The sequence below is a fragment of the Photorhabdus khanii NC19 genome (genome assembly GCF_000517265.1).
Lineage (GTDB): Bacteria > Pseudomonadota > Gammaproteobacteria > Enterobacterales > Enterobacteriaceae > Photorhabdus > Photorhabdus khanii.
Map to the genome: position 1 here is coordinate 575132 of NZ_AYSJ01000002.1, position 23042 is coordinate 598173.

23 protein-coding genes and 2 pseudogenes are annotated in these 23042 nt (G+C 40.2%); 10 read left to right on the forward strand and 15 right to left on the reverse strand.

Annotated elements, in window-relative coordinates; all coding sequences use genetic code 11:
• Window positions 1-11 precede the first annotated feature (11 nt).
• Window positions 12-449 carry a GNAT family N-acetyltransferase gene (locus PTE_RS02585; protein WP_036842964.1) on the reverse strand — a complete coding sequence of 146 codons (438 nt, stop codon included), beginning with the start codon at window positions 447-449 and terminating at the stop codon, window positions 12-14.
• Window positions 450-894: 445 nt separating this feature from the next.
• Here PTE_RS02585 and PTE_RS02590 point away from each other — a divergent pair, with 445 nt between their 5' ends.
• The gene (locus tag PTE_RS02590) at window positions 895-2823 is read left to right on the forward strand and encodes an autotransporter domain-containing esterase (protein WP_036842965.1); all 1929 of its coding nucleotides are present in this window, start codon (window positions 895-897) and stop codon (window positions 2821-2823) included.
• A gap of 70 nt (window positions 2824-2893) precedes the next feature.
• Here PTE_RS02590 and PTE_RS02595 read toward each other — a convergent pair whose 3' ends face one another.
• Window positions 2894-3349 carry a GNAT family N-acetyltransferase gene (locus PTE_RS02595; protein WP_036842967.1) on the reverse strand — a complete coding sequence of 152 codons (456 nt, stop codon included), beginning with the start codon at window positions 3347-3349 and terminating at the stop codon, window positions 2894-2896.
• Window positions 3350-3665: 316 nt separating this feature from the next.
• The gene (locus PTE_RS02600) at window positions 3666-3941 is read right to left on the reverse strand and encodes a FaeA/PapI family transcriptional regulator (RefSeq protein ID WP_036843492.1); all 276 of its coding nucleotides are present in this window, start codon (window positions 3939-3941) and stop codon (window positions 3666-3668) included.
• 733 nt (window positions 3942-4674) lie between these two features.
• Here PTE_RS02600 and PTE_RS22610 point away from each other — a divergent pair.
• The 8 genes from PTE_RS22610 (at window position 4675) to PTE_RS02635 (ending at window position 12871) form a co-directional block, all read left to right on the forward strand.
• Window positions 4675-5058 (forward strand): type 1 fimbrial protein, encoded by a 384-nt coding sequence (locus PTE_RS22610; RefSeq protein ID WP_051477096.1) that lies wholly within the window; start codon window positions 4675-4677, stop codon window positions 5056-5058.
• 772 nt (window positions 5059-5830) lie between these two features.
• Window positions 5831-6322, forward strand: a complete 492-nt coding sequence (locus PTE_RS02610; protein WP_165577070.1) for a bactofilin family protein — start codon at window positions 5831-5833, stop codon at window positions 6320-6322.
• 216 nt (window positions 6323-6538) lie between these two features.
• Window positions 6539-7072, forward strand: coding sequence for a GNAT family N-acetyltransferase (locus tag PTE_RS02615; protein WP_036842971.1), 534 nt, complete (start codon window positions 6539-6541; stop codon window positions 7070-7072).
• 82 nt (window positions 7073-7154) lie between these two features.
• Window positions 7155-7634, forward strand: coding sequence for a YhfG family protein (locus PTE_RS02620; protein ID WP_036843497.1), 480 nt, complete (start codon window positions 7155-7157; stop codon window positions 7632-7634).
• Window positions 7635-7645: 11 nt separating this feature from the next.
• A complete protein-coding gene (locus tag PTE_RS02625; RefSeq protein WP_036842973.1) occupies window positions 7646-8230 on the forward strand; it encodes a putative adenosine monophosphate-protein transferase Fic in 585 nt (194 codons plus the stop codon).
• Window positions 8231-9367: 1137 nt separating this feature from the next.
• Window positions 9368-9751 carry a hypothetical protein gene (locus tag PTE_RS02630; protein ID WP_036842976.1) on the forward strand — a complete coding sequence of 128 codons (384 nt, stop codon included), beginning with the start codon at window positions 9368-9370 and terminating at the stop codon, window positions 9749-9751.
• Between the two features lie 1387 nt (window positions 9752-11138).
• Window positions 11139-11261 carry a hypothetical protein gene (locus PTE_RS26780; protein ID WP_274534103.1) on the forward strand — a complete coding sequence of 41 codons (123 nt, stop codon included), beginning with the start codon at window positions 11139-11141 and terminating at the stop codon, window positions 11259-11261.
• 689 nt (window positions 11262-11950) lie between these two features.
• Window positions 11951-12871, forward strand: a complete 921-nt coding sequence (locus PTE_RS02635; RefSeq protein WP_051477161.1) for an IS982 family transposase — start codon at window positions 11951-11953, stop codon at window positions 12869-12871.
• A gap of 80 nt (window positions 12872-12951) precedes the next feature.
• On the opposite strand, the gene PTE_RS02640 is transcribed toward PTE_RS02635, so the two are convergent.
• The 11 genes and pseudogenes from PTE_RS02640 to PTE_RS02690 all read right to left on the reverse strand — a co-directional run bounded on the left by PTE_RS02640 (window position 12952) and on the right by PTE_RS02690 (window position 19301).
• Window positions 12952-13254, reverse strand: coding sequence for a TA system toxin CbtA family protein (locus tag PTE_RS02640; protein ID WP_036842981.1), 303 nt, complete (start codon window positions 13252-13254; stop codon window positions 12952-12954).
• Window positions 13255-13290: 36 nt separating this feature from the next.
• Complete coding sequence (locus PTE_RS02645; protein ID WP_036842984.1) at window positions 13291-13614, reverse strand: type IV toxin-antitoxin system YeeU family antitoxin; 324 nt, start codon at window positions 13612-13614, stop codon at window positions 13291-13293.
• Window positions 13615-13626: 12 nt separating this feature from the next.
• Window positions 13627-14097, reverse strand: coding sequence for a RadC family protein (gene radC / locus PTE_RS02650; protein ID WP_036842985.1), 471 nt, complete (start codon window positions 14095-14097; stop codon window positions 13627-13629).
• Between the two features lie 70 nt (window positions 14098-14167).
• Window positions 14168-14989 (reverse strand): DUF932 domain-containing protein, encoded by an 822-nt coding sequence (locus PTE_RS02655; protein ID WP_036842988.1) that lies wholly within the window; start codon window positions 14987-14989, stop codon window positions 14168-14170.
• A 121-nt stretch (window positions 14990-15110) separates the two neighbouring features.
• Window positions 15111-15563: an IrmA family protein gene (locus PTE_RS02660; RefSeq protein ID WP_024531274.1), complete on the reverse strand. Its 453-nt coding sequence runs from the start codon at window positions 15561-15563 to the stop codon at window positions 15111-15113.
• Window positions 15560-16012, reverse strand: a complete 453-nt coding sequence (locus PTE_RS02665) for a YfjS/YafY family lipoprotein (protein ID WP_036842993.1) — start codon at window positions 16010-16012, stop codon at window positions 15560-15562. The genes PTE_RS02660 and PTE_RS02665 overlap by 4 nt, the downstream gene beginning before the upstream one ends.
• A 38-nt stretch (window positions 16013-16050) precedes the next feature.
• A complete protein-coding gene (locus PTE_RS02670; RefSeq protein ID WP_036842995.1) occupies window positions 16051-16617 on the reverse strand; it encodes a hypothetical protein in 567 nt (188 codons plus the stop codon).
• A gap of 5 nt (window positions 16618-16622) precedes the next feature.
• Window positions 16623-16998: pseudogene (locus PTE_RS26170) on the reverse strand (WYL domain-containing protein); the annotation flags it as partial.
• 3 nt (window positions 16999-17001) lie between these two features.
• Entirely contained in the window at window positions 17002-17163 is a 162-nt protein-coding gene (locus PTE_RS25555) for a hypothetical protein (protein WP_165577064.1), read from the reverse strand.
• A 717-nt stretch (window positions 17164-17880) separates the two neighbouring features.
• Window positions 17881-18213: pseudogene (locus PTE_RS02685) on the reverse strand (transcriptional regulator); the annotation flags it as partial.
• Between the two features lie 212 nt (window positions 18214-18425).
• On the reverse strand, window positions 18426-19301 hold the full coding sequence (locus PTE_RS02690; protein ID WP_036843000.1) for a GTPase family protein: 876 nt from the start codon (window positions 19299-19301) through the stop codon (window positions 18426-18428).
• A gap of 347 nt (window positions 19302-19648) precedes the next feature.
• Here PTE_RS02690 and PTE_RS02695 point away from each other — a divergent pair, with 347 nt between their 5' ends.
• Complete coding sequence (locus PTE_RS02695; RefSeq protein ID WP_081738134.1) at window positions 19649-21388, forward strand: LA2681 family HEPN domain-containing protein; 1740 nt, start codon at window positions 19649-19651, stop codon at window positions 21386-21388.
• Window positions 21389-21733: 345 nt separating this feature from the next.
• On the opposite strand, the gene PTE_RS02700 is transcribed toward PTE_RS02695, so the two are convergent.
• The gene (locus tag PTE_RS02700; RefSeq protein ID WP_051477097.1) at window positions 21734-22612 is read right to left on the reverse strand and encodes a restriction endonuclease; all 879 of its coding nucleotides are present in this window, start codon (window positions 22610-22612) and stop codon (window positions 21734-21736) included.
• Window positions 22613-23042: the final 430 nt, after the last annotated feature.

A 23042-nucleotide genomic window follows, 5' to 3' on the forward strand; every position in this document is an offset into this window, starting at 1 on the left:
GAGGTGACTCCTCATGCTTGTTTTCTCATGTGTAATAACGGAAAAGGATTACCCTGGCCGTCAACTTCTGAACGGTTGAAAACGTTAAATCCCTGATGCAGATAGAAATCAACTGCTTGAATATTTTGTTCATTCACATCCAGTTCATTAATACCTAATTCGGTAATACCAAAATTCAGGAGTGTTTTGCCGATACCTTTACCACGGGAATCAGGGGAGATAAACAGCATCTCAATCCGATGCTGAGCAACACCCATAAAACCCTCAATTTCGTTTTTGTCATCTGTTGCTTTATAAACAGTAAGCATTGGCAGATAGGTATGCAGAATCAGTGGGCGCAATTCATTAATATTTTCGTCAGATAAAAAATCATGGGTTGCCCGTATAGAGGCTTCCCAAATTTCGATCAGATTATTGAAATCTGCTTTTATTGCTCGTTGGATTCTCATATTTATTCTGTTTAATTTCTTATTTTAACCAGTCTCTTAAATTGATGATGAATTGACTCTATCACATTTTTTGTGATGGATCGCTTCAGATGCTCATCAAACTCAGTCGTTATCCTAACCAGAATCTTTGATTGTTAAAATTGTTGCTATTTTGTGATCTATTTCATGAGTCGGAGGAGAGAGTTGAGTCTATTTGGTCTAATATTATTTTTTATAGTTAATTGAATTTTAAACGAATTGGTTAGTTGAACTGCCTGGCGACACTAAATTAAAAATGTAAAAAACAATGCAGTATATCTTCGCTTACTAACTATAATGAGGTATTGGTTAATCAGGGCAAGAATAGCGTCATATTTCATCAACGCAGGTTCTGTTTGGATTGATCATTTCAATTGAACGGATAGTTCAATGATAAATATAAAATTATTTTTTGAGGACAATGTTAATGAAACGGTCATTTATATTTGCACCAGGTATATTAGCACTTGCGATAAGTGCAATTTCGAACGCACACGCTTATGACAACCTATATGTTTTTGGCGATAGCTTAAGCGATGGCGGAAATAATGGTCGATTCACGACGGACGGTGAGACAAGTAAATTGTATAACGATTTTATCGCTAAACAATTAGGGATTGAGCTGACCAACTCTAAGAACGGAGGCAACAATTACGCTGCCGGTGGCGCGACTGCTGTTGCCAGTTTAAATAATAAAGACAACACACAGGATCAGGTAACTGGTTATCTGGCAAGTCACGGTGGACATGCTGACCCTAATGGTATGTATGTTCATTGGATTGGTGGCAATGATGTTGACGCTGCATTACGAAATCCAGCTAAAGCGGAAGAAATTATTACTAAGAGTGCGGTGGCGGCTTCATCACAGGTACATGCTCTTCTCAATGCAGGAGCTGGGTTGGTGATAGTGCCTACGGTTCCTGATGTGGGTACGACTCCGAAGATTATGGAGTTTGTTCTCTCTAAGGTGGGAGCTACTCCTGAATATCTGGCTAAAATTCATGTAGCAGTCAACGGGTATCCCACAATTGATAAAGACACCCGTCTTCAAGTTATCCATGGTGTTTTCAAACAGATTGGAGCCAATGTTTCAGGAGGTGACGCCCAAAAAGCTGAGGAGACCACTAAGCAATTGATTGATGGTTATAAAGAATTAAGTAGTAACGCTTCAAAATTGGTTGATAACTATAATCAATTAGAAGATATGGCTCTTAGCCAAGAAAATGGCAATATTGTTCGCGTTGATGTTAATGCCCTCTTGCATGAAGTTATCGCTAATCCTCTACGCTATGGTTTTCTCAACACCATCGGTTACGCTTGCGCCCAGGGTGTTAAGGCGGATTCCTGTAGTTCTAAAGATGTCGGTTTTGATGCCAGCAAGCCCTTTTTATTCGCTGATGATTTCCATCCAACGCCAGCCGCACAGCATATGGTTGGTGAATACACTGTTTCAGTCCTCAATGCTCCGTATCGGGTTATGCTACTGACGAACGCTAACAATGTGCCTGTGAAAGGGGCACTTGCTTCCCTCGACGGCCGTTTACAGCAATTGCGTAATGTGGGTAACGAGCAGGGTAAACTAGGTGTATTCGGTGGTTATAGTGGTAATCACAACCACACGCTGACATTGGGTAGCGACTATCAGATTACGGATAATATTCTGTTGGGTGGCATGATCTCGCGTTATCAGGATAATTCTTCTCCAGCCGATAATTTCCGTTATGATGGCCGCGGCAATGTGCTCACCGCTTACGGCTTGTGGCGTTACTACGATAAAGGTTGGATTAGCGGCGATCTCCACTATTTGGATATGAAATATGAGGACATTACTCGAGGTATCGTGCTCAATGAGTGGTTACGCAATGAAAACGCCTCGACTTCCGGCCATCAATGGGGCGGACGTATTACCGCTGGTTGGGATATTTCGCTGGCATCTGCCGTCACGACCAGCCCAGTCATTCAGTACGCTTGGGATAAGAGTTATGTTAAAGGTTATCGTGAATCGGGTAATAACAGCACTGCCATGCATTTTGGTGATCAGCGCTACGACTCTCAGGTTGGTACGTTAGGCTGGCGTCTTGACACGAATTTTGGTTATTTTAACCCCTATGCTGAAGTTCGGTTCAACCACCAGTTTGGTGATAAACGTTATCAGATTCGCAGTGCTATCAACTCAACCCAAACCTCTTTCGTTAGAGAAAGCCAAAAACAGGATACCCATTGGCGTGAATACACGATTGGTATGAATGCTGTTATTGCAAAGGATTGGGGTGCTTTTGCGTCAGTATCACGCAATGATGGTGATGTTCAGAATCATACCTATGCTTTCAGTTTGGGTGTCAGCGCCAGCTTCTAATCGTGCGTTGGTTAAAAAATTAAGTGATAATGCCCGATTAAATGATCGGGCATTTCCTGGCCACTCGTCATTATCTTTTTGAGCGTTTATAAATATCTGGTCGCGAAAGTTGCCAGAGAAAGTTTTCTTTATTCACTGGGGAATAGCCCAATTTTTCATATAACCAAGGTGCCATAGAAGTGACCAACATAATATCACGAAGTTGTGCTATTTGAGGATGTTCCAGACAACACTCCATTAGCCAGCGCCCTAATCCTAATCCCCGATAGTCCTCTAAAATAAAAACATCAATGAGATAGCCAAAAGTGATGAAATCAGTTATGACGCGTGCAAAGCCTATCTGCTGAGTATTTTTATATAAACCGAAGTTCAGGCTATTTTCTATCGACAGCCTGATTGTCTCTTTATCAATTCCCTCCGCCCAAATGGATTTTGTTAGAAACTGCTGTATGGTTGTAATATTTAGCCTTTTTTTATCTGTACTAATGATATATTCATCTTTTTCCCAACAATGCAATTTTTCCATCTTAGCTTCCTCTTGGGTTAAATAATATTAATTAGTTATTACTTCTCTGTGCTTAAATTATTTATTGAAACTCTTGTAATGAGAAAATAAAAAGTTGATGAATGTAATTATAGCAAAAATAATTGGGAAGATTATCCAGATAAAAATATATTCACCATCGTTAGTGTCAGAGTGAGTTGTAACGTAGTGTATACAAAGTTTCTATTTTAACGAAACATATAGAGTTGTATGTTGTTTTTGTAAATTTAGACTAATGATAGTTCCTGCTGTGCAGAGCAGGAACTTATTTTTTCAGATTTGTTTGAAAGATAAGTCGTTAGATAGGTTTAATTTTATCTTCTGATATATACCATCGAAGAGAATTTTTAATGGGAGACGGAGTTACCATAACTAATCCTTTGTCAGCCAGTTTCAATAGCAGATAACGAGCCTTGTAGATAGTGAAATTGCATTGCTCTGCGACATCACGTGTGCTGGGCCATGATTCTGGTGGTGGCGCCACTTGCATTTCCCGAACGGTGCATAATTTGGATATGACATTAAGTACTTGATCCGTCTGGGAAGGTTGAGTCGAATCTTTCCGGTTTTCCATATTAACTCCAGGCTTTATTGAATCCAGTTGAATACCTTGAGTTACTTGGGGCAATCCAACGGTTAATTTCAACATATGCGAATAATCTAAATGTCCGTTCATAAAGAATTGCTGGGCATTCCTGTTTTCCAAGGTTGGTTTTTGTACTAAGTAGATTGATTATATCGAAAAATTAAAATTTTAGATCTTTTAATTTGATAAATAAATACAATAAAGAATTTTATTCTTATGTAGATGTAATTTGCGACACTATAGATCGCAAATTATAGTATTGAAATGTTATCTAAGTATTTTGTTGTGAAGTTATTTGAATTTGTATTTTTTGTTTTTATTCGTTGAATTATTCTGTAATACTTTGGGCGTCAATAAGGATATTGCTTACGTATAAATGTTTATGGATGAACCGTGTTTTCATTAACTTATTTCTAATTATGATAAATCCAGTGGAGAGCTATCAATGACGTCATTTTTATTTCTCTGCGCTCAATGGATTTTTTATATGTCGTGAATTGTCTGTGGTTTTTTTAACAGCCATATCTATGTCAATGTATTTTGGCATCTCAACTATTTTAGTTAATGGATTCCATTCATAAAAAGCAAAAGATACTAATAATCACAATATCATTCATTTGGGAATTTAATCTGAAATTAAGATTGATTTTTATTATGTGATTTTATTAAGTGTTATAGAGTCTTTTGTGTTTTATTTTTGTCAAAATATTAAGGATTAGAGATGAAACTAAATAAAATTATGATGGTAACCATATTAATATTTCTCATTACCATTGTCAGCGGCTCTATGATTGATGTACCGTATTTCATCAATTCGAACACGTTCGATCAAACTGTGAATCTAGGGACGAATTCCAACTTATCGTTGAAAGGTGAAGGTAGCCAACTCCCTAAAAATACCAAAATTCGTTTGGAAAATTGCAGTTTGGAACCGGTGGTTCAGCGGTTATTGTCTCGGGTAACTTTAAAAGTGTTGCTGGCTCTACCCCGGATCATCAATAGGCCAGATAAACCGCCAAAGCCATGTCGGCGGGAGAAACTTCGTATGTTCAGATTAATGGTAAGTTTTATTCTTGAGTCGTTATCTTTTGATCAGGGACTCTGATTATAAGATAGAGAAAATCGGTCATTTTTAAGAGTAGCCTGGCGTTTAAATTATCCTTCCTATAGATATTCCATATTCCATTTTTAGTGATTGTCATATCAGTCTTATAACATGTACAGATTAATGTAAAGCCAATAGAAATATTATATTTCCTTTTTAAAATAGATTGTTAGTTTTTCATGAAATAATTTATTATTGAATGAATAATAAATTAAGGATGATGCGTGCAATGTATAAATAGCTTTATGAGTCTATTATATTAGGCAGAAAAACATTAGTGGATATTAATTGAGAAGGATTTTCATTGTTAGATTATTTGTAAATAAAATTAAACATTAATAACGTGACTTTATTGTTGAATAATGTTATTAAATACGAAGTTAAAATTTATATTTTAATATTAATTTTTTCTTACTGATTGTTATCTAGGGTCCTGATGGGATAGGCAGCAAGAAGGAATAATGGCGTTAACCGTTTAATAGCGTTACAAATATCGGCTTACCTTTAGCATTGATTGCTATTCGTTCTGTTAGAATAGTGATTTGGTTTGTATTTTCTAACGAAAAAAGTATGAAAAACAATAAGAACGTGAAAGAACATGGCAAAACATCGTTTTTCGGACAATATTTTTCTAAGCTGTATATGGGTCATGTGGAGCATTGCTCTGGGGTTCTATCTGGCGGGTAATCTGTTTAGCTGTACAGTGACAGCGATTCTATCTTTTCTGGCTTTAATATTTTGCTTTATTAACATGAGATCGAGATCAAAAACTATGTTTGGAAAAAAAACAGAAACAGTGGTTGTAGAACCAGTGTCTCAGGCTGGTGATGATAAAAAGAATGCCGGCGCAGAGGCCCGCCGTTGCACTATTGTTGCTAAAAGCTCAGTCTTTAAGGGCGATATTGATGTAGAAGGTGATATACAGATCTGGGGTAAAGTGATTGGGAATATCCGGGTGAAAGAGGGAGCAATCCGCATTATGCATGCCGGGCGGGTTGAAGGTGAGCTTAATGCTCCAGAAATCATAATTGACGGTAATGTTGAAGGGACTTGTTGTGCAGCAACATTGGATATTCTTGAACATGGTGAACTGCGTGGTATCAGTCGCTGTGGCAGTATGTCTATCAAGCGTGGTGGTTTATTCTTTGGGCAATCAGAACAGATTGAAAATAATGTAAAATTAACATCTGAACGTGTTGTACCAATAAAAGATACCAATAATGATAAATCTAAAGATAAGGCTACGGTAAAAACAAGTGCCTGATAAACCAGGCCCGTGTGATGTGTGATTCCGATGATTTCCGGCACGGGCCACTTCCCTGTTGATTTTTAAATTACGTTGTTTTATTCCTCTTTAGCTTTATTCACTATAGCAATTTATCTGTTTAATTGTTTTAATTCTCCTGATTGAAGTATGTGTTTTTCGCACATATAGGCATTTTTTTTAGCTATTGATATAGCTGATATTAAGGAGAATATGATGGTAACACTGGAAACAGAGAGACTAATAATGCGCGCCTGGAAAGAGGAAGATAGGGCACCGTTTTTTCATTTGAATAGTAACGCAGAAGTTATGGAATACTTTCCTGCCACGTTGACGGTTGAACAAAGTAATACAATGGTGGATAGAATTATCCAGAGATTTGAACAGCAGAATGGTTGGGGATTATGGGCCGTAGAGCTGAAAGAGACGGGGGATTTTATTGGTTTTGTCGGTTTGAATATCCCTGTAGCAGAATTGCCATTTTCACCTTGTACTGAAATTGGATGGCGTCTTGATAAGCCATTTTGGGGTAAAGGTTATGCCAGTGAAGCGGCATGTAAGGCACTGGATTTTGCTTTCACTGAATTAAAACTTGAGGAGGTAGTTGCATTTACGACAGTTTCCAATTTCCGATCTCAAAAAGTTATGGAGAGGCTTGGAATGGTGAAAGATGAGAATACTTTCTTGCACCCTTTATTACCGGATGGGCACCCGCTTCATGAGCATGTGCTTTACAGAATTCGCCAGTAATAACTCTATATTCTCTTTTCTGGTTTTAGCGACCTTGGTGTTTTATACTACTGTTGCATATATAAGTATTTTGGGAATTCAAATGAAATATGAATTAGCTGTTATGGCGGCTCTGACTAAATTAGAACATCCCAACACGCGTTCGATTGTGGAAGCGACTGGGATATCTGAGCGTAAAGTGCAACAGGTTTTGCAAATACTGCAACAAGACTTAGAGGTAAAAATTAATTGTATAAGAAACGGCAAAGCCAGCTATTTCGAAGTTATTTCTTGGGGAATATTTGAAAGTGGTCAGGCGATTAACTGTAAACTGACCGATTTAGATCTGGTTAAGTTTAAATATTCCCGTCAGCAAGAGAAAGATATCAGAAACCAAAAAAATAAAAAAACAATAATGACAACTTATAATGAAAAGAAACATTATTTTGACCGTGTAAAACTAAAGAACTATAGAGACAGTATGCGCCTTGAAGGAATAACTGTTGTTATGAACAGCTTGCCTGAAACCCAAAAAGGGCAAGAAAATCTGAGAGATCAATTAATCAGAAAATATAGTGTATAGTGGGGGGGATTATGGTGGATAAATATGGAGCGGGGCAAGATCCTTACACATATCCAGATACAGACACTCTTATTAACAAACTGGGTATTCGTGATTCAGTTGTTCTTGAACAGGCAGAAAGAGAACTTACTGAGCTTGCTATATTGAATATTTCATTCCAGGAACCACCTTACGATTTAGCCTTTTGGTGCTACCTCCATAAACAGATATTTTCTGATTTGTATGATTGGTCTGGTCAGTTGAGAACAATTGATATATCAAAAGGTAATACTCGCTTCTGTCATGCTAAACGTATTGAAACAGAAGGCAGTAAGATATTTAATATGTTAGACTGTGAAAATTTTCTCATAGGATTAAATCATCATAAACTCATTAAAAAGCTTGCTGAGTATTATGCGGAATTAAATGCGATTCATCCTTTCAGAGAGGGTAATGGAAGAACACAGCGCTTGTTATTTGAATATATTGTTATAAACTGTGGATATAATATCTCCTTTGCGTCTGTGGATGCTAAACAATGGATTGAGGCGAATATTTCTGCCTATCAATGTAATTATCAGCCATTAATGAAAATTTTCGGAAATTGTGTTTCTTAAATTATATAGGATGGAGATGATATAATGGTTAATAATTCTCCGGCATTCTGTCATTTAAGATTTTTAGCTACTTCAACTATTATTTATAGGCAGGAAAGTAGTTTTAATTGTGAACTTATTATTAAACATCATATAATAGATATTGTAAATGGATTTTTTCATCTGAGATAACTCGTTGTGGGTTATTTATTTTTTCTGTTATTAATATAATTTAGCCCGACAAGTTTGGCGATTAATTTTCTCACTTAAGTTGAATTAATTTTATTTAGAGTGAGAGGCTAATTAAACTAACTAAATCCATCTGTATTTTCTCTGGCATTTTTTGATAATATTTTCTGTTATTTCTGGTCAGATTGACATATATTTTTCTGTGTTACAGTAAAGTGACAAGAAAAAAATTATCCTTATCACTTTGTTTATTAAATATCTTATTGTTAACTGAATTAAAGACAAATTGTTGCTAGAAAAGGACTAAGGAGAATTACCGGTGCACATATTTTAGCACATTTACCTAGAGAATGTTCGGTTTGAAAACATATATTTGCAGACGCAAAGTTAGGTGTAAAAGAAGTAATACTCAATACTAAAAGACAGGCTGATAACTTTTTCATGGTTTGTACCTTATCAGGTGTTGATTGGAGCTATATAGTTTATCTGAGTTACTAATTATCGTTCAATAATTAACATTGAGTTAATTTTACGCTATTATTTTTGCTGTCTTGTTGAAAATCTGTTGAAGTTATCAAGCTTTCAATTTATTTTTTAATTAAATAAAATATATATTGTTTAGCCAGAGATATCTCTATTAACTCAAATTATTGGTCTATACAATCTACAGATCCAAATTATTTGAGTGAGTAAAAGGATAATTCACATTAAGAAATCAATCTGACATCTTTATTCATTTATAGGTATGGTTGTTAAGAATTAAGAATTAAGAATTAAGAATTAAGAATAAGTACAGATTGGCTACTATAACATTGTATTTAATAACATCATGTTTTATATGGTTTTGATTGTATAATGATATATTGATCTTCACTTATAACCACTAAAATAATAATAAAAATTTGTCATTTACATCATTACATTCATAAAAAAGATATTACTCTAATGAACTCAAGATAGGAGATAAAAATGAAAAAAAGCTTACCCTATATTGCCTTAATGGCTGGATTGATCGCCACGTCAGTTATAGCAGAGAAACTTCCTGAGAAAGGTGGGGTTGCTGCATTACAGTCTAACTCATGTGCGCAAGGTTACATTGCCCAAATCTATGTAACAGGTGCAACAGGAAGTTGGGGTATTCAAGTGACTCCAGAAACTTATCCAAGTAAGACGACACATTTTGTATCTGATGATTTAGTCACTGTAGATAAAGACGCAAGAAAAGCTTTGTTTTCTCTTGCATTAACTGCATTTGAAACACAAAAACGGATTAATATTATTAACCTCAATGATGTAATTAAAGACTGCACTCTACCGAATTCAGAATTCAATCATATTGTTGTATTTAGGTAAAATCGAATGATTCTTTTAAGGTGATTGGTTACTAAAAACAATCGAATAAGTCGTGAATAAGCCGGAATCAATTCCGGCTTAATTTTGACAGTTAGATATTAAAATTTATCAGTGATGTAAAAAGAATAAGATAAACGTAAAGAAAATAAATAGAACCTTTATTCAACAAAAGTCTTCGGTATTTTTTAGGTGATTTTTCATGTGTGGAATTGTTTGTATATGAAAACATTACTGATTGGAATTACCGAGAAAATGAATGTAATCGTTTTATTAAGATGAAAAGTGCGATTGTCATCAAAGTTGGCTAATAATATAAGTGTTATTGATCATTCTCCAATCAATTAAGGAGAATATCTATGTGTAATTGCTCTGGGTGTGATGAACCTCTGGGAAGAGCTAGGTGGAGAGATGGCCGTAAATCATGTCCTAGTTGTTCATTAAGTAGAGGATATCATGTTTTTTATGAGGATGATGCTTTCGGGATGAGAAATATGGGGGATGGTCGGAGGATACTCCAATCATATTGTCATTATTGTCGAGGAAGAGGACGTATTTATCATCCTGCATTTACCTGTAACGCTGATACCGATACTGACTAGTGTATCCTATAATTAGGCTATACAAAAAACGGTGTAGCTTTTTTACGCTGCTGGGTTAGTCTGGCCGGTATCCCATTTGTGGAAGATTGGCACCTGTAGGTTTAACGGTGACTGTCGGAGATTACAAATGCGTTTAGATAGACATAAAAAAAGCTTTCAGCATTGATTCTGAAAGCTTCTTCTATATCGCGTTCCGGTCGAGGTTACCAACCCGATTAATAGCACAAAGACGGATTGCTCTGCTTTTTTGTTTTTAGCCATCTATGATTTTAATCCATTTAATCATCTCAAAATAAACTTATAATCAACAGCTGTTAGTTTGGGATAGCATTCTGGCCTGTGTATCTCTTACGTAAGTTTTCTTAAGTTCTGATAGAGGGGGAAGCAAAGCGAGTTCAGGTAATAGCTTTAATTCTTCAGGCTTAAAGTAGTATAAATTATTTAAAAATGAGATACAAAGGAAAACGAAGCTTGGACGTTATGTCAAAATGGCGGAAGATTTAGCGTGGAATATCATACAGAGGAAATAGCAGGAGATGGAGAGGTAGTTCTCCGATATTATATATAAATAGCTGTGTATGTTTTTGGTATTCAGCATTATTTATTATAACTAATAATTTAATAATAGTTAATCACTATTGTTTATAAAAATAATTCATTGTGTTTTGTTTGAGAACGACTATAGATAAAGTGAATTATAAATACATACTTAAATTTATTGTATTAAATAATTTATTCGGCAGGTCCCTTTTGGAAATAATATTAATCATTAACTTTGAGGAGAACTCATGATTAATATCACTCAAAATACCGCATTAAAATCTGTAAACGGTTGGTGGAAATGTGGTGATACCGAAATAATTTATCAATGGGGATATAATCCGAAAGGAGGCCTTGGACAAATACAATAACATATCCGATCCCGTTTCCTACCGCATTCTTATCTATGTAAGTTAGTGTCTATACCAATGGTACTTCTGCGGATAACTATTCAACAGTTTATGAATTTAATTCTACCAGTGCTGTAATTGGGCGTGACGTTTTAGGTTCATATTGGTTTGCAATAGGATATTAGTTAATATATTTTTACAGTAAAAAATTAATACATTCTACCTTTAGATCTGAAATGAAATTATATTGAAAGCTAGTTAGTGAACTGCTCCCCAAATATTGGGCACTAACCCAAACATAGGGAGCAGTTTTTATGGGATATTCGTTAGAACCTAAATGAGCTACTGTCCGTTATTATCGGGTTAGGTATGAAGAAGAAGAGACTACAGCTAGAAAGTTTGGTGTGGAAAGAACCAACATTCGCCATTGGGTAGCGGCATATGAACATCATAGATTGGATTGATTGATCTCTAACTCTAATTTCTATAAAGAAAAGTGGTTGTGGGTATTAATGTGTTCTAGGTGGATGTGAAGTGGGCATTACCAAAGAAAAAGAGGCTACGTTTTCACGTGCGGCTGGGATTCTGAATTGGTTATGTAATTCATTGAATTTACTTTGGTAACTACTAGTTCAACTTTTCGCTGGTGCCTATTTAACCTGAGGTTTGCTTAAGAAGGGAACTAAGTGCCTGAGGCACGATCAAAGTTTTTGTCAAAGAAAACAAAATCGTGGAGATCCTCAGGCAGGTTTAATTTAGAAGAACTTTACTGCTGCGTCGATGACTTTTGCCAAAAATTTATTCCTCTCTGGTATCAACAGTTAATTGAAAATGGTTTGCTCAAACGTCGCCGCGAAGCTTCCCTTTCTCTCAGTGAAGTCATGACGATACTCATTTTATTCCACATGAGCCATTATCGTGATTTTAAAACGTTTTATATTCAGCATGTTAAACACTATCTTCAGGCCGATTTTCCCCAGTTGGTCAGCTACACCCGGATGTTAACCTTGAAGCAAAGGGCGCTCATTCCTCTCTGTGCTTTTCTTTCGTCACGCAAGGCCCAAACCCAGGGGATCGCTTTTATTGATTCAACCAAAATTGCCGTTTGCCACAATCTCCGTATTCCCCGTCATCGCGTATTTCAGGGCGTCGCACAGCGAGGGAAAACCAGTACCGGCTGGTTTTATGGCTTTAAACTTCATCTGGTTATCAATGATTGTGGTGAACTTCTGGCAGTGAAGTTGACCTCAGGAAATAAGGATGATCGCCATCCCGTCAAAGCGCTGGTACAAGGGTTAACCGGATGTTTATATGGCGATAAAGGGTATTTGTCGCAGGCTTTGTGCGATGAACTGGAAGCAGAAGGAATAACGTTAATCACTCATGTCCGTCATAACATGAAGGCAAAAGAATTATCTCTCTGGGATAAGCTGATGTTAAGAAGGCGATTTTTGATAGAAACGGTCATGGATCAGCTTAAAAATATTTCTCAGATAGCGCATTCAAGACACCGCAGTCAGCTCGGTTTTTTATTGGAAATCGTCGCTGGCCTAATTGCTTATACATTCCAACCTAAAAAACCGAGCTTGAATTTACGGGATTGTGATATCGCTATTTTTAAACGAAGCTGAGGTTATTTAGGTGCCTAAAAATTTTTTCACCCCTTTTTGAGGAGAAATAGAAGAGAGGTAGGGAAGAGGGCTAACATGATTTAAGTGCTCATCAGCCCGGTAGCTCGTCTGGCTCTGAGAATATCGGTCGCGGTCAGAAATGGTGTCTGCTCCTGCCATGTAAACCCTTTGCGGTCAGTGCGCACCAGTTCATAGCGTTCCACCAGGAAATTCACCGCATCAGCAAGTGTTATTCCCGCTTCAATATGTTCCTGAATGGCCGCGTCGTTAAGCGTCAGGCCGTAATGGTGATCCAGCAGATACGTTAAAAGTTGCTGCCAGACCTGTACGGGTGACAAGCGTGACGCAACCGGCACCGTGGCCGGTACAGATGAAATGTGCATGAGTTGAGTCCTAATAAAAGAAGAAGTGAGAAGGTGTCACTGGGTTGGATAAATAGAAATGTAAACGTAGCCGCAGCTACCACGGGTATCAGCTATGCAGGTTAAACTCGCAAGCTGAATGGTCACCTGATGTTGCTGACGTGGATTTAGCTCGTCAGAGCGCAGCAAATTTTCCAGTTGTTCTATAAACAGCGGGAAAGCCCGTTCCAGTTTCTGTAATTGTTCCGAGCTAAAGCTCCCCGTCAACCCGGCCCTGTCAGCCAGGTAATGCAGCCGGTTGCCTTCCTGAACCAATCTTGCGCCAAATCGTGGGGTGATATCGCTTTGTAAACCCCATTCATGAGGTGGTGTTAATGGCATGAAAACCTCCGTTTAAAGCAAACCCTGCTCAGCAAAAGAAACCACTTCATTCCCAACCACAAGATGATCCAGCACTCGCACTTCGACCAGTGCCAATGCTTTTACGATCCGCTGAGTAATATGTTTGTCCTGCTGGCTGATTTCTGTCGTACCTGACGGATGGTTGTGCGCCAGAATTACTGCAGCGGCGTTGTGGCGCAGAGCGGCTTTCACCAGCTCACGGGGATGTACTTCTGTATGGCTGATGGAGCCCGTAAACAACGCTTCGTGCTCAAGTAGGCAATGCTGGTTATCAAGATACATTACGAGAAATACCTCCCGCTCCTCGCGAGCCAGTTGTAGCTGCACCCAGCTTTTAGCAAAACTGGTGGCGGTAAACTGTTTACCCGGCTGGCGCTGATATTTCTCCAGCAAGCGAAGGGTTCGCCGGATAACACGCTGCTCATTTGCAGGAAATGCAGTGGATAAATGAAGTGTAGACATATCAGTTCCTTAAAACACAAAGCCCCGCCGGTTTATCGACAGAGCTTGAAGGGAGTGAGGGTAAAAAGATTCATGAAGCAAGCTGCAGCATATTCTCGGCCATAACCCAAAGGGCGCGGTTAAGCTTCACATCACCTTCGATACCTTTTACAGCACGGGTGTGGGCACGTTTGCCTTTGGTCGTTCTCCCCGACAGCCCGCCTTTAATCAGGTTTTCCTGAATACGCTGGTAAGTGGTCCACAGGTCATTGTTTTCGTCCTGCCAGCGGCGCGGGGAAAGGATCTGTGATTCCGTCACCGGCTGATGCTCTTCACCAAAGCGATAGGTTAATGCCGCTTTTGCCATTGCCAGTTGGGTCGGTGGCGGTAACAGCAGCGACTGCATGGCATCGCGTTTCTCTTCCACTCGGTCAAATATCCCCAGTACTTCGTAAGCCCCTTCAATGACTTTCTCCACCTCGTTACCCTTATGGGGAACACGCACCTCACCAAAACTCTCACCGCAAATCAGACCATTTTGGCAAACCGATCTAAATAGCCCCGGCAGCATCTGGTATGAGCTGGAGCCATCATGGCTGTTAAGCAGAATAATTTCTGGCACTTGCTTGCCTGTGATTTGTCCTTCGCGGCGCAGCCGCAGCATGTGCTTGGTGTGCTCACGCTTGCTTTGGTCCCGCACACGTGTCTGACAGGCAAAGAACGGCTGGAAGCCTTCACGTTGCAGATTATCGAGCAGGGTAATGGTCGGGATGTAGGTGTATCGGTCGCTGCGAGATTCATGCTTTTCTTCACTAAAGACACTCGGTACGTAATGCGCCAGTTCATCACGGGTTAGTGGGCGGTCGCGGCGTACAAGATTGACCGCACCAAAGCGGCTGGCTAATCGGGTCATGGTTAGTTCCTTATTCAGAGATTAAAAACGAAAAGGCCATGCTTCCCGAAGGAGGCATGGCCTGATTTTTAGCGAGGGGATTGTGTTAAGTTAAGGTTTGGTAGATGCAAAGCTAAGCCAGTTATGATGCCTTATTCCCAGCAACCGATACCGGCAGTGGCTGGTAATATTGTGGATCGAATATAGACAGCGGCAGGTCAACCTGATAGCCATTATGCTCTTCTGTTGCCTTCATTATTTCGACTGAACTGACGTTTTCCACGCATTCGTTTTCCAGTGATGCTTCCTGATCGCGCGTGGCATCGCTGTCACCAAACGCGGCTACCTCCATATTCCCCATCGCCAGTGTGTTGCCACTTTTGTCTTTCAGACGCAGGGAAAGGGTCAGCGGGCCGAAGCCCTCGCCGCTGCCGCCGTTATCCAGACGGAACTGGTAGACGCAAACATTGCCTGGCACCCAGACCGTATCCGTGTTGCGGATACTGATATAGCGTTGTTCATTGGCCTGCGCCTGTGCCAGCAAACTCAGAGTCAGGACTGCAACTGAGGTCATGCCTTTCAGCTTCTTATTCATGGATTTTTCTCCTGGTTCTCCGGCAGATAGAGTTTTCCCATTTCCTTGCCATCATGCGAATACACCACCGATTTTTCGCCAGTGTAGCTGTCGGTCTCAATCCGGAAACTCAGGGTGATGTTATCTGCCAGGCACAGGGCAGCCATCAGCGGCTGCACCGTTTTCTGCTGCATATCAGCAATGTAGTAATAATTACCTGACTTACAGTCCTCCGGTGACTGACGGGTTTTCAACACTGTGTATTGCGGTGTGCCAAAGGCATCCTTTTTCACCCACTCCTGAGCAATATCGGATTGATGCGATACAACCTTGCTGAATGGTGGTGGGGTGAGATCATTAAATTTGGCTATCGCTTTCACGCCAGCATCTTCTTTACTGTCGCAGCCAGAGACACTCATGGCACCGATAACTGCCAGAATGGCAAGCATATGCGGGTACAATTTCTTCATAGCGCTTATTCTCTGTTTTTAGTTTTGCTTCCATTGCGTCAGCAATTGCCGGTGCGGCGACATAGTTCAGCCAGACTCTGTTGGGCTACCCATTGCTGCAGTTTTTGATCTGATGCAGAACGCTTCGCAGCCAAAGCAGCCTGCTGCTTTTTGTTGACGCAGTTTTCTGGAATTGCGGCAAGCACCTGGGTGTTGTGCGGTTCATTCGCCAGTTCCAGCTGATACTGAGTGTCGATGATGGTGAAATAACACCCTTTCCCCTGATCCTCGCCCTGATAGACGGAGGTCAGATCCGAGTAGTAGCCGCTGGCAGGTTTTACATTCAGCTTGCGAACAGTATGCGTTTTCTTGTCGGCGAGAAAATAGGCTCCGCCGCCACGGACACGTAGCAGAAACTGCTTTGTCCACGGGTAGTTATCAATCACGCTGGCCTGATAGAGCATGTTGTGCAGCTTATTGTCATCCATGCCATCGGCAGATTTCCAACCGTCAGCCTGCATGTATTGCCAGGCTTTGACTGTGCCGACAGTGTTTCCAGCGCCAGCTGGAAAAACAGCACCAAGGCAAAAACTAGCGGCCAGCACTGTAGTGGTAAGCAATTTCATCGTGATTATTCCTTCTGAGGTATAAGTCCGCCGTCAGTTGCGACAAGCAATGAATGGAAAAAGCGAAAGTGGGGTAAAGCCTGAAGAAAATCCGGGTGAGAGAGGATGTCGCGCATCGCTATATCTGGAGCGAAGCTGCCGTTGTGGAGCGTGACCGCCCGAATATCGGTCAGGGGAAAAACGGCAATCCGGGCCTGATGCTCACCCGTCAGATACCATTCTCCCTCACGCACAACAAGCGATAGGGAGCAGGTCTGTGCAGCGACAACCGCTTCCCAGTAGCGTCACCTTCCGGTGTTCCGATACCGCGCTCACCAGTCGTGTGAACACGCCCAAGTCTGGGGATGACACTTGGGCCACTCCCTGCCAGATAAGCATAGGTATCTACACATCGTCGAACTGGCCCAACACACTTGCGGCTAACCGGGTCAGTTCCTCTGCCGAGTATTCCGACAACAACTGTAACGTGTTTAGCAGCAGTGATAAACCCGCCAGAATAGCCGGCGCGCTTTTGTCGCCCCCGTTTCTGTTGACGTGAAAAGACAAATAATCGCCTTGNCCGAGTTTTTATATTTCNCNCTGTANNCNNCACGATNNCNNNCNNTNCNCNNNATTAACCNCCGAAANCCNNNCGCACTGNGNTGANNCAGGNCCCACNNNATNACCNNCCCNNTNNATCANNTNAANNAANGNTTCNNNGTTCCANNGCCATCTGGTTNATACCATNGCTGNCANCNCATCNNGANNCNTTTCCTGGGGAAGCCGGTTCTCATCCAGCGTCGAGTGACATCCGGTATTGTCCGTCAGTGACTGTGCCACCGGGGCGATTGGCAGACCGGAAGCGGCATCAACCAGCAGGCTGGTTTGCAGCTCATAACCGATATCCCGGGCATGGGTCATCTGAAGACGCTGGGCTTTATGCGGATGTGAGGCAAAATGTAAGCGAGACCAGTCATGAACCACCAACGCATAAGCATGGGAACTCTGAGCGATGCCCTGTCGGGCCAGTTCAATCATCGGCTGATTAAGCTGGCTAAATGAAATACGGTCATTGTTGAGAAAACGCCAGACGGCCTGAGTGGTGGCAAAGGTCGTCTTCTGGGCACTGGCGATATCTTTAATCGCCGGCGCAAGGGAAGTGGCAGGGGTCATATGTTGTTTAACCAAAGATTGATATCGACGGTTGAGCCGGGCATCGAGCCCGGCGATAGAAAAGTTGAAAGCATACTGAATATTAATACCATTTCTGACGAGAATTGTGTAGATACCTATGCAGATAAGGCAGGGAGACTCACCAGGACCGCTCAACAGTGAAGCGACCAGATGGTTATCCATACCAGGAAACAGTGCTTCAACGCCCGACTGGCGAGCAAATGTCATCACAGCCAGCTCTCTCTGGCGGCCACCGGACAGCAAGCGACACTGACCCTTGCGATACTCTAGATCCAGATACATCAGCCGTTCCCGAAAGTCCCGGCGCAGGGTACGAACCGACACGCCAAATTCAGTTGCCAACGTTTCACCCGCCACCAGACGGCTGATAATTAACGACAGCCTGACGGCAAGCCGGTCATGACGGCGTTCAGCCTGAGTCATGAGACAGGTTCTCCAGTGAGATAATCAGCTGAAAATAAAACAGTTATTTTAACGAGGGGGTAGGACAGGGAATGGACACAAGAAGACGTATTTTTTATTGTTGCCGAAATCAACCGTGGCGGGGCGTAAAGAGAAAGTGGACCAAATCCGGCAGTTTATAAAACGTCAGAACGGACAGGGTATGTCCCTGTGATAACCGCAGGTAAGCCAGGTCAGAAGAAAATCCAGTCCCAAACGGCACGGGCAACGGATACTACGGCATCGCGGACTGTACGAATGACCGCTTTTAGTGGCGTGGGAATAAATGATGCCGCTTCCGCAGAATCAAACACCTCTCCCACCGCATCGCCAAACCCCTCACGTGCCTGCTTTTTTACCGATTCACTGCATAACCTCTCGTGCAGTTGCGTCGCCAATGGGCTGGTGGCACGGTCAGGCAGGCTGTACATCATAGTCTCTACCATCTCTTCAATCCTCCATCCGGTTCGGGCCGACACCATGCATACAGGATGGTGTGGCAAAAACAACTGCTGGACTGCGCTCCGCTTAGCTTCAATCGTTAACTGCTGTTCCGGGGAAGGTATGCTGTCGATGATGTTCCATTCGTGGCAGGGTTCAGCCTTGTCGGCCTGATTCACCACAAACACCACTCTGTGCTGATATGCCAGCATTACCTTTCGATAAAAGTGTTCATCCACCGATAGCGCGCGATCGTCAGCTTTGATGACCCACAATACCAAATCCAGTTCGGGTAAGATCCGGCGGTACAGTGCTGTGTACTCATCATCGCGTTGCTCGCTCTCACCGACACCAGGTAAATCGACAATCATCAGACTGTGAGTGCCACTTTTAAGCCGGAAACGCAGCACGTCACGGGTGCAGGGCTCAACATTACTGACTGGTGTTACCTCTCCCTGAAACAGGGCGTTGCAGAGCGACGACTTACCAGCACCGGTTTTCCCCATAATGCCGATCACCGGCTCGTACTGCGTAACTTTTTGAAGATGTTCAAGAATGTGATTGCGAAGGGTATGGGGAAGTGAAACCAGTGGTTTCTCAATGGCCTGAAGGCCGCCAAATTCTTGCATATGGAGTTCTCAGAGTGAAAAACAAAAAAATCCGCAATCCGGTTAGGGATGCGGAAGGTTCACTAAGATAATATCTATCTGAAATTATTTTGATCGACATGGTTATTTCGTGTAATACGAGCTTACGCTATCTGCCAGAAGCACATGTTGAAGCATGATGCTATGTTAATTTACGGTTAAGCGGTCACCTTTCATCATCCTTAACTTAAATGTTAGATTCGCAATATCGAACAAAATACATACATTTTGTGCAATAAATAATTCATAAAATAGTGTACTATGTATTTACCTTTAATATCGAAGTTTGCCATTAAGTATGTATGCATAGTTAAGGAGTCACTTTGTTTATGGTAAAAGATGAACTTGAAGAGTTCAGTAAACTTGCGGATCAATACATCATTACAGGTGATCACGCTTCTTTAGCTGCGTTAGTCGAGAGTTTTACAGAGCGGGAGTTTACTTTTACTCACCCCTTATACGAGGCTCATTATCTTTACTGTTTAGGAAATTGCTATTCAGAGCTTTATGAAAATCGCAAAACAGAGTGGTATTCAGACGATTTGATGAAGTCTGTCGTCTTTTTTAGAAAAGCTTTACATACGCTTTCAAAGATAGATTGGAGAGAAAACGAAAATAGCATACATGCGCATAATAATCTTAGGTCTATGATTGAGACAAATTTAGCTAATCGCCTTTCATCACAAGGTAGAGTACTGTGTTGCATTCCGCACTATGATAAAGCTATTTCTATAGATAATAATGCCGTAGCCATTATATCTAAAGCTAATAATGAACTATTCTTTGGTCATTCACTTTATGATAACGGGCATTCAGAATATCATTACTTTGTTGCTTATGAACTTGTAAGAAAAGGAATTGATAATATCAAGAAACTATATCCTGAACAAAGAATAACACTTGAGGAAGGAGGCCGACTATTTGACTTTAAAAAATGGTTCGAGGAGAATTTTGACACATCGGATTTCGATTATTTCAAAGAGTATACTGAAAGAATTACATCAAAAAAACAGAAAAAGTATTTAGAGTGGTGTGCTAAAAACAGATTATTTCTAAATGACTTGAATGATGCTTGTGAGTACGAGATTACTTATCAGGATGTTTTTGCTTTACCATCATTTATCCAATCACTTAATAGTTCTCTTACCATGCCTGAAGAACTATCCTATCATGGTAATTATGATGAATTAAAAAATGATTACTGCTATGCTCGGTATTTGATTTTTTCTTCAAAAGATATACCAGAAGATGCACCTCATATTTTTAACTCAACATACCAACATGTTGAAGATATGACTTACTCAATTAATAATTTGAAAGTTGCCCAGTATAAGTCAGCATTCAGAATAGTATATTCAATTTTTGACAAAATAGCATATTTAATTAGTCGTTTTTTTGATTTGAATGATATAAAGCATGACAAAAAAATCAGTATAGACAATTTATTTCGTGATTTCACCAGTAAGAATAATGAATGGAAACCCCATAAAAAACTGAAGGATAGCGATAATCATTTTATCCACGCATTATTCTATATATTAAGAGACATTCGAAAAGTAGGCAACTCCGATTTAGTAACTAAATGGTTAGACCCAAATGCGGTGGCATTTGCAGAAATTAGAAATGCGATGGAGCACCGTTCATTAAAGATAGTAGATGATTTTGGCTATGAGCTTGCAACATCACATAATACTTACAATGATGAAGAGTTTAGAAAGTTGAAAGAAGTAGTGAATACGATACCTGATGAAATTAGAGAGATTGAATTAAAGCTTAAACAAGCCCAAGAAAATAATGATTCACATCTATCCAGGCAGCTTAAAGAACAAATTAGTAAGTTGAGCTCAAGACTCATAAACCTAAAAGCAAAAATCTATGAAAAGGAAAAACTATCCTCTCACTCTCTGTTAATACCAATAAGCCAATTTGAATCAAGGCTTATGCAACTTATTGGATTAGCTCGAAACTCAATAATTTATTTATCGTTAGCTATCTATTTTGAAGAGCGCAGGCGTCCAAGTGATGGTATTTACATGCCAAGAGAAGTACCACTAAAGCAAAGTTTGTGATGGCTCCAAAAGCATTTACAATGCCAAGGTTAAACAAAATATTACAGTGGGGAATTAATGCCCCTGACCTTTTTGCTTTAAATTAACATACAACAAAGTTATGTTCGATCTTCGCTCATAGCTGCCGCTTGAGTCCTTCTTGCTGGCAGCTTAGTGCCATAAGTGGACGTACATCTGTTGAGGTTTCATGTTTTAAGGAATATGTCGAAGATGTTCGTCAGGTCCTTAAGCAAAACTAAGGGTGGGAACGTTACGATTTAAACCCCTCACATTTGCTGAGTTATAGCCATCTTCTGCTGGTGTTATTTGATTGCCACTGGTTTGTTAGACCTGTACGTGCTTTAGCTACTTTCTTTTTATATTTTTCAGCAATTTAATCGAACGGCCATCCATTAACTCATCAACTATTCTGGCTAAAGATAAGCCCTTTCTCTTAGGTTTGACAAAATAATCATCCGAGTATTCATTCTCTGTTATCTCAGAGATTAAATAATTATCTTTTAATGCATCAGGTGAGATTATTACACCACCATTATTTTCTGCATTACATGGAGAAGGCATTAAATAAAACTTCCAATCTTTAATCCTCCCAAACCCAATTAGAACCTCAAGATTTCGTTGGGTCAAACCTCTAATCGCGAACTTTCTTTGTAATTTCTTATTATTTAAAAAATAAATGGCGTCTCGCTTAGACAGGAAAAGCGGCATCGTACATTTTCCATCTAAATCATCATCTACCCCATAATATATTGCATCAACATTATCCAGATATTTCTCCATTAATATCCAAAAGGGCTGTCCTATATTATTTTTAGAAGGTAATCCTCCTGCTTTAGCTTGTTCAGCCGTAAGAATATTAAGAGAAGGGATGTCGTCGATGGTTTTCAACTCTATATCATAATGTTTAGCATATTCACATGCACCTTTCTGATATCCCAACTTGCTAACCATTATCCCTTGAATATTCCCTATATCTTCTAACCTACCCCGAAAAATCATTACATCTTTCTTTTCGACTGGCCTACTTAAATACTTGCATTCAATTGCTACCTTATGGATAACTCCGGCTCTTTCGAATTGGTAGAAAACATCAATTTCATGGTTTGTACTTTTCCCTTTCAATACTGCCCTTCGGCTAACAACAACACCCTCATTTTGAAGATTAAGTAAGCATGAGTAAACATATTGCATATAGCTTTCAAGGTCTGTCGGTGTTTCTATCATGATTGAAAGTTCTTACCCGTAAAAAGAATTTAAGATTGCATATCTAAAATAATCTTATTCACCCAAAAGATTATCACCTAATGCATGAGCCATTTCTTAGTAAATTTCATAATTTTGTCTCACGCTTTTATTGCCACCATTATCGCCTCCATCCAGTTGCAGAGGCAATAGTGAAATCAATAAAATAGTTTCAACACGGACAAAAGTGTAAGTATTCCGGCAAAAAACCATTAACTTTTAGATATCTTCCAGCCTCCTCCTGGAGGCAAATGTCAGCTCCTCGCTCAAAGTTGACGTCTTACCCCTCAGCCTGTCCCCTTTGCACCTAGAGCGATGTTACAAATGTCCGAGAGTCCTCCAATTGTGCCATTGAGCTGCTCCTAGGGTTTCGGCTCAGGGTCAGCAGAGAAGAAGTTCAAGGTCAATGGGA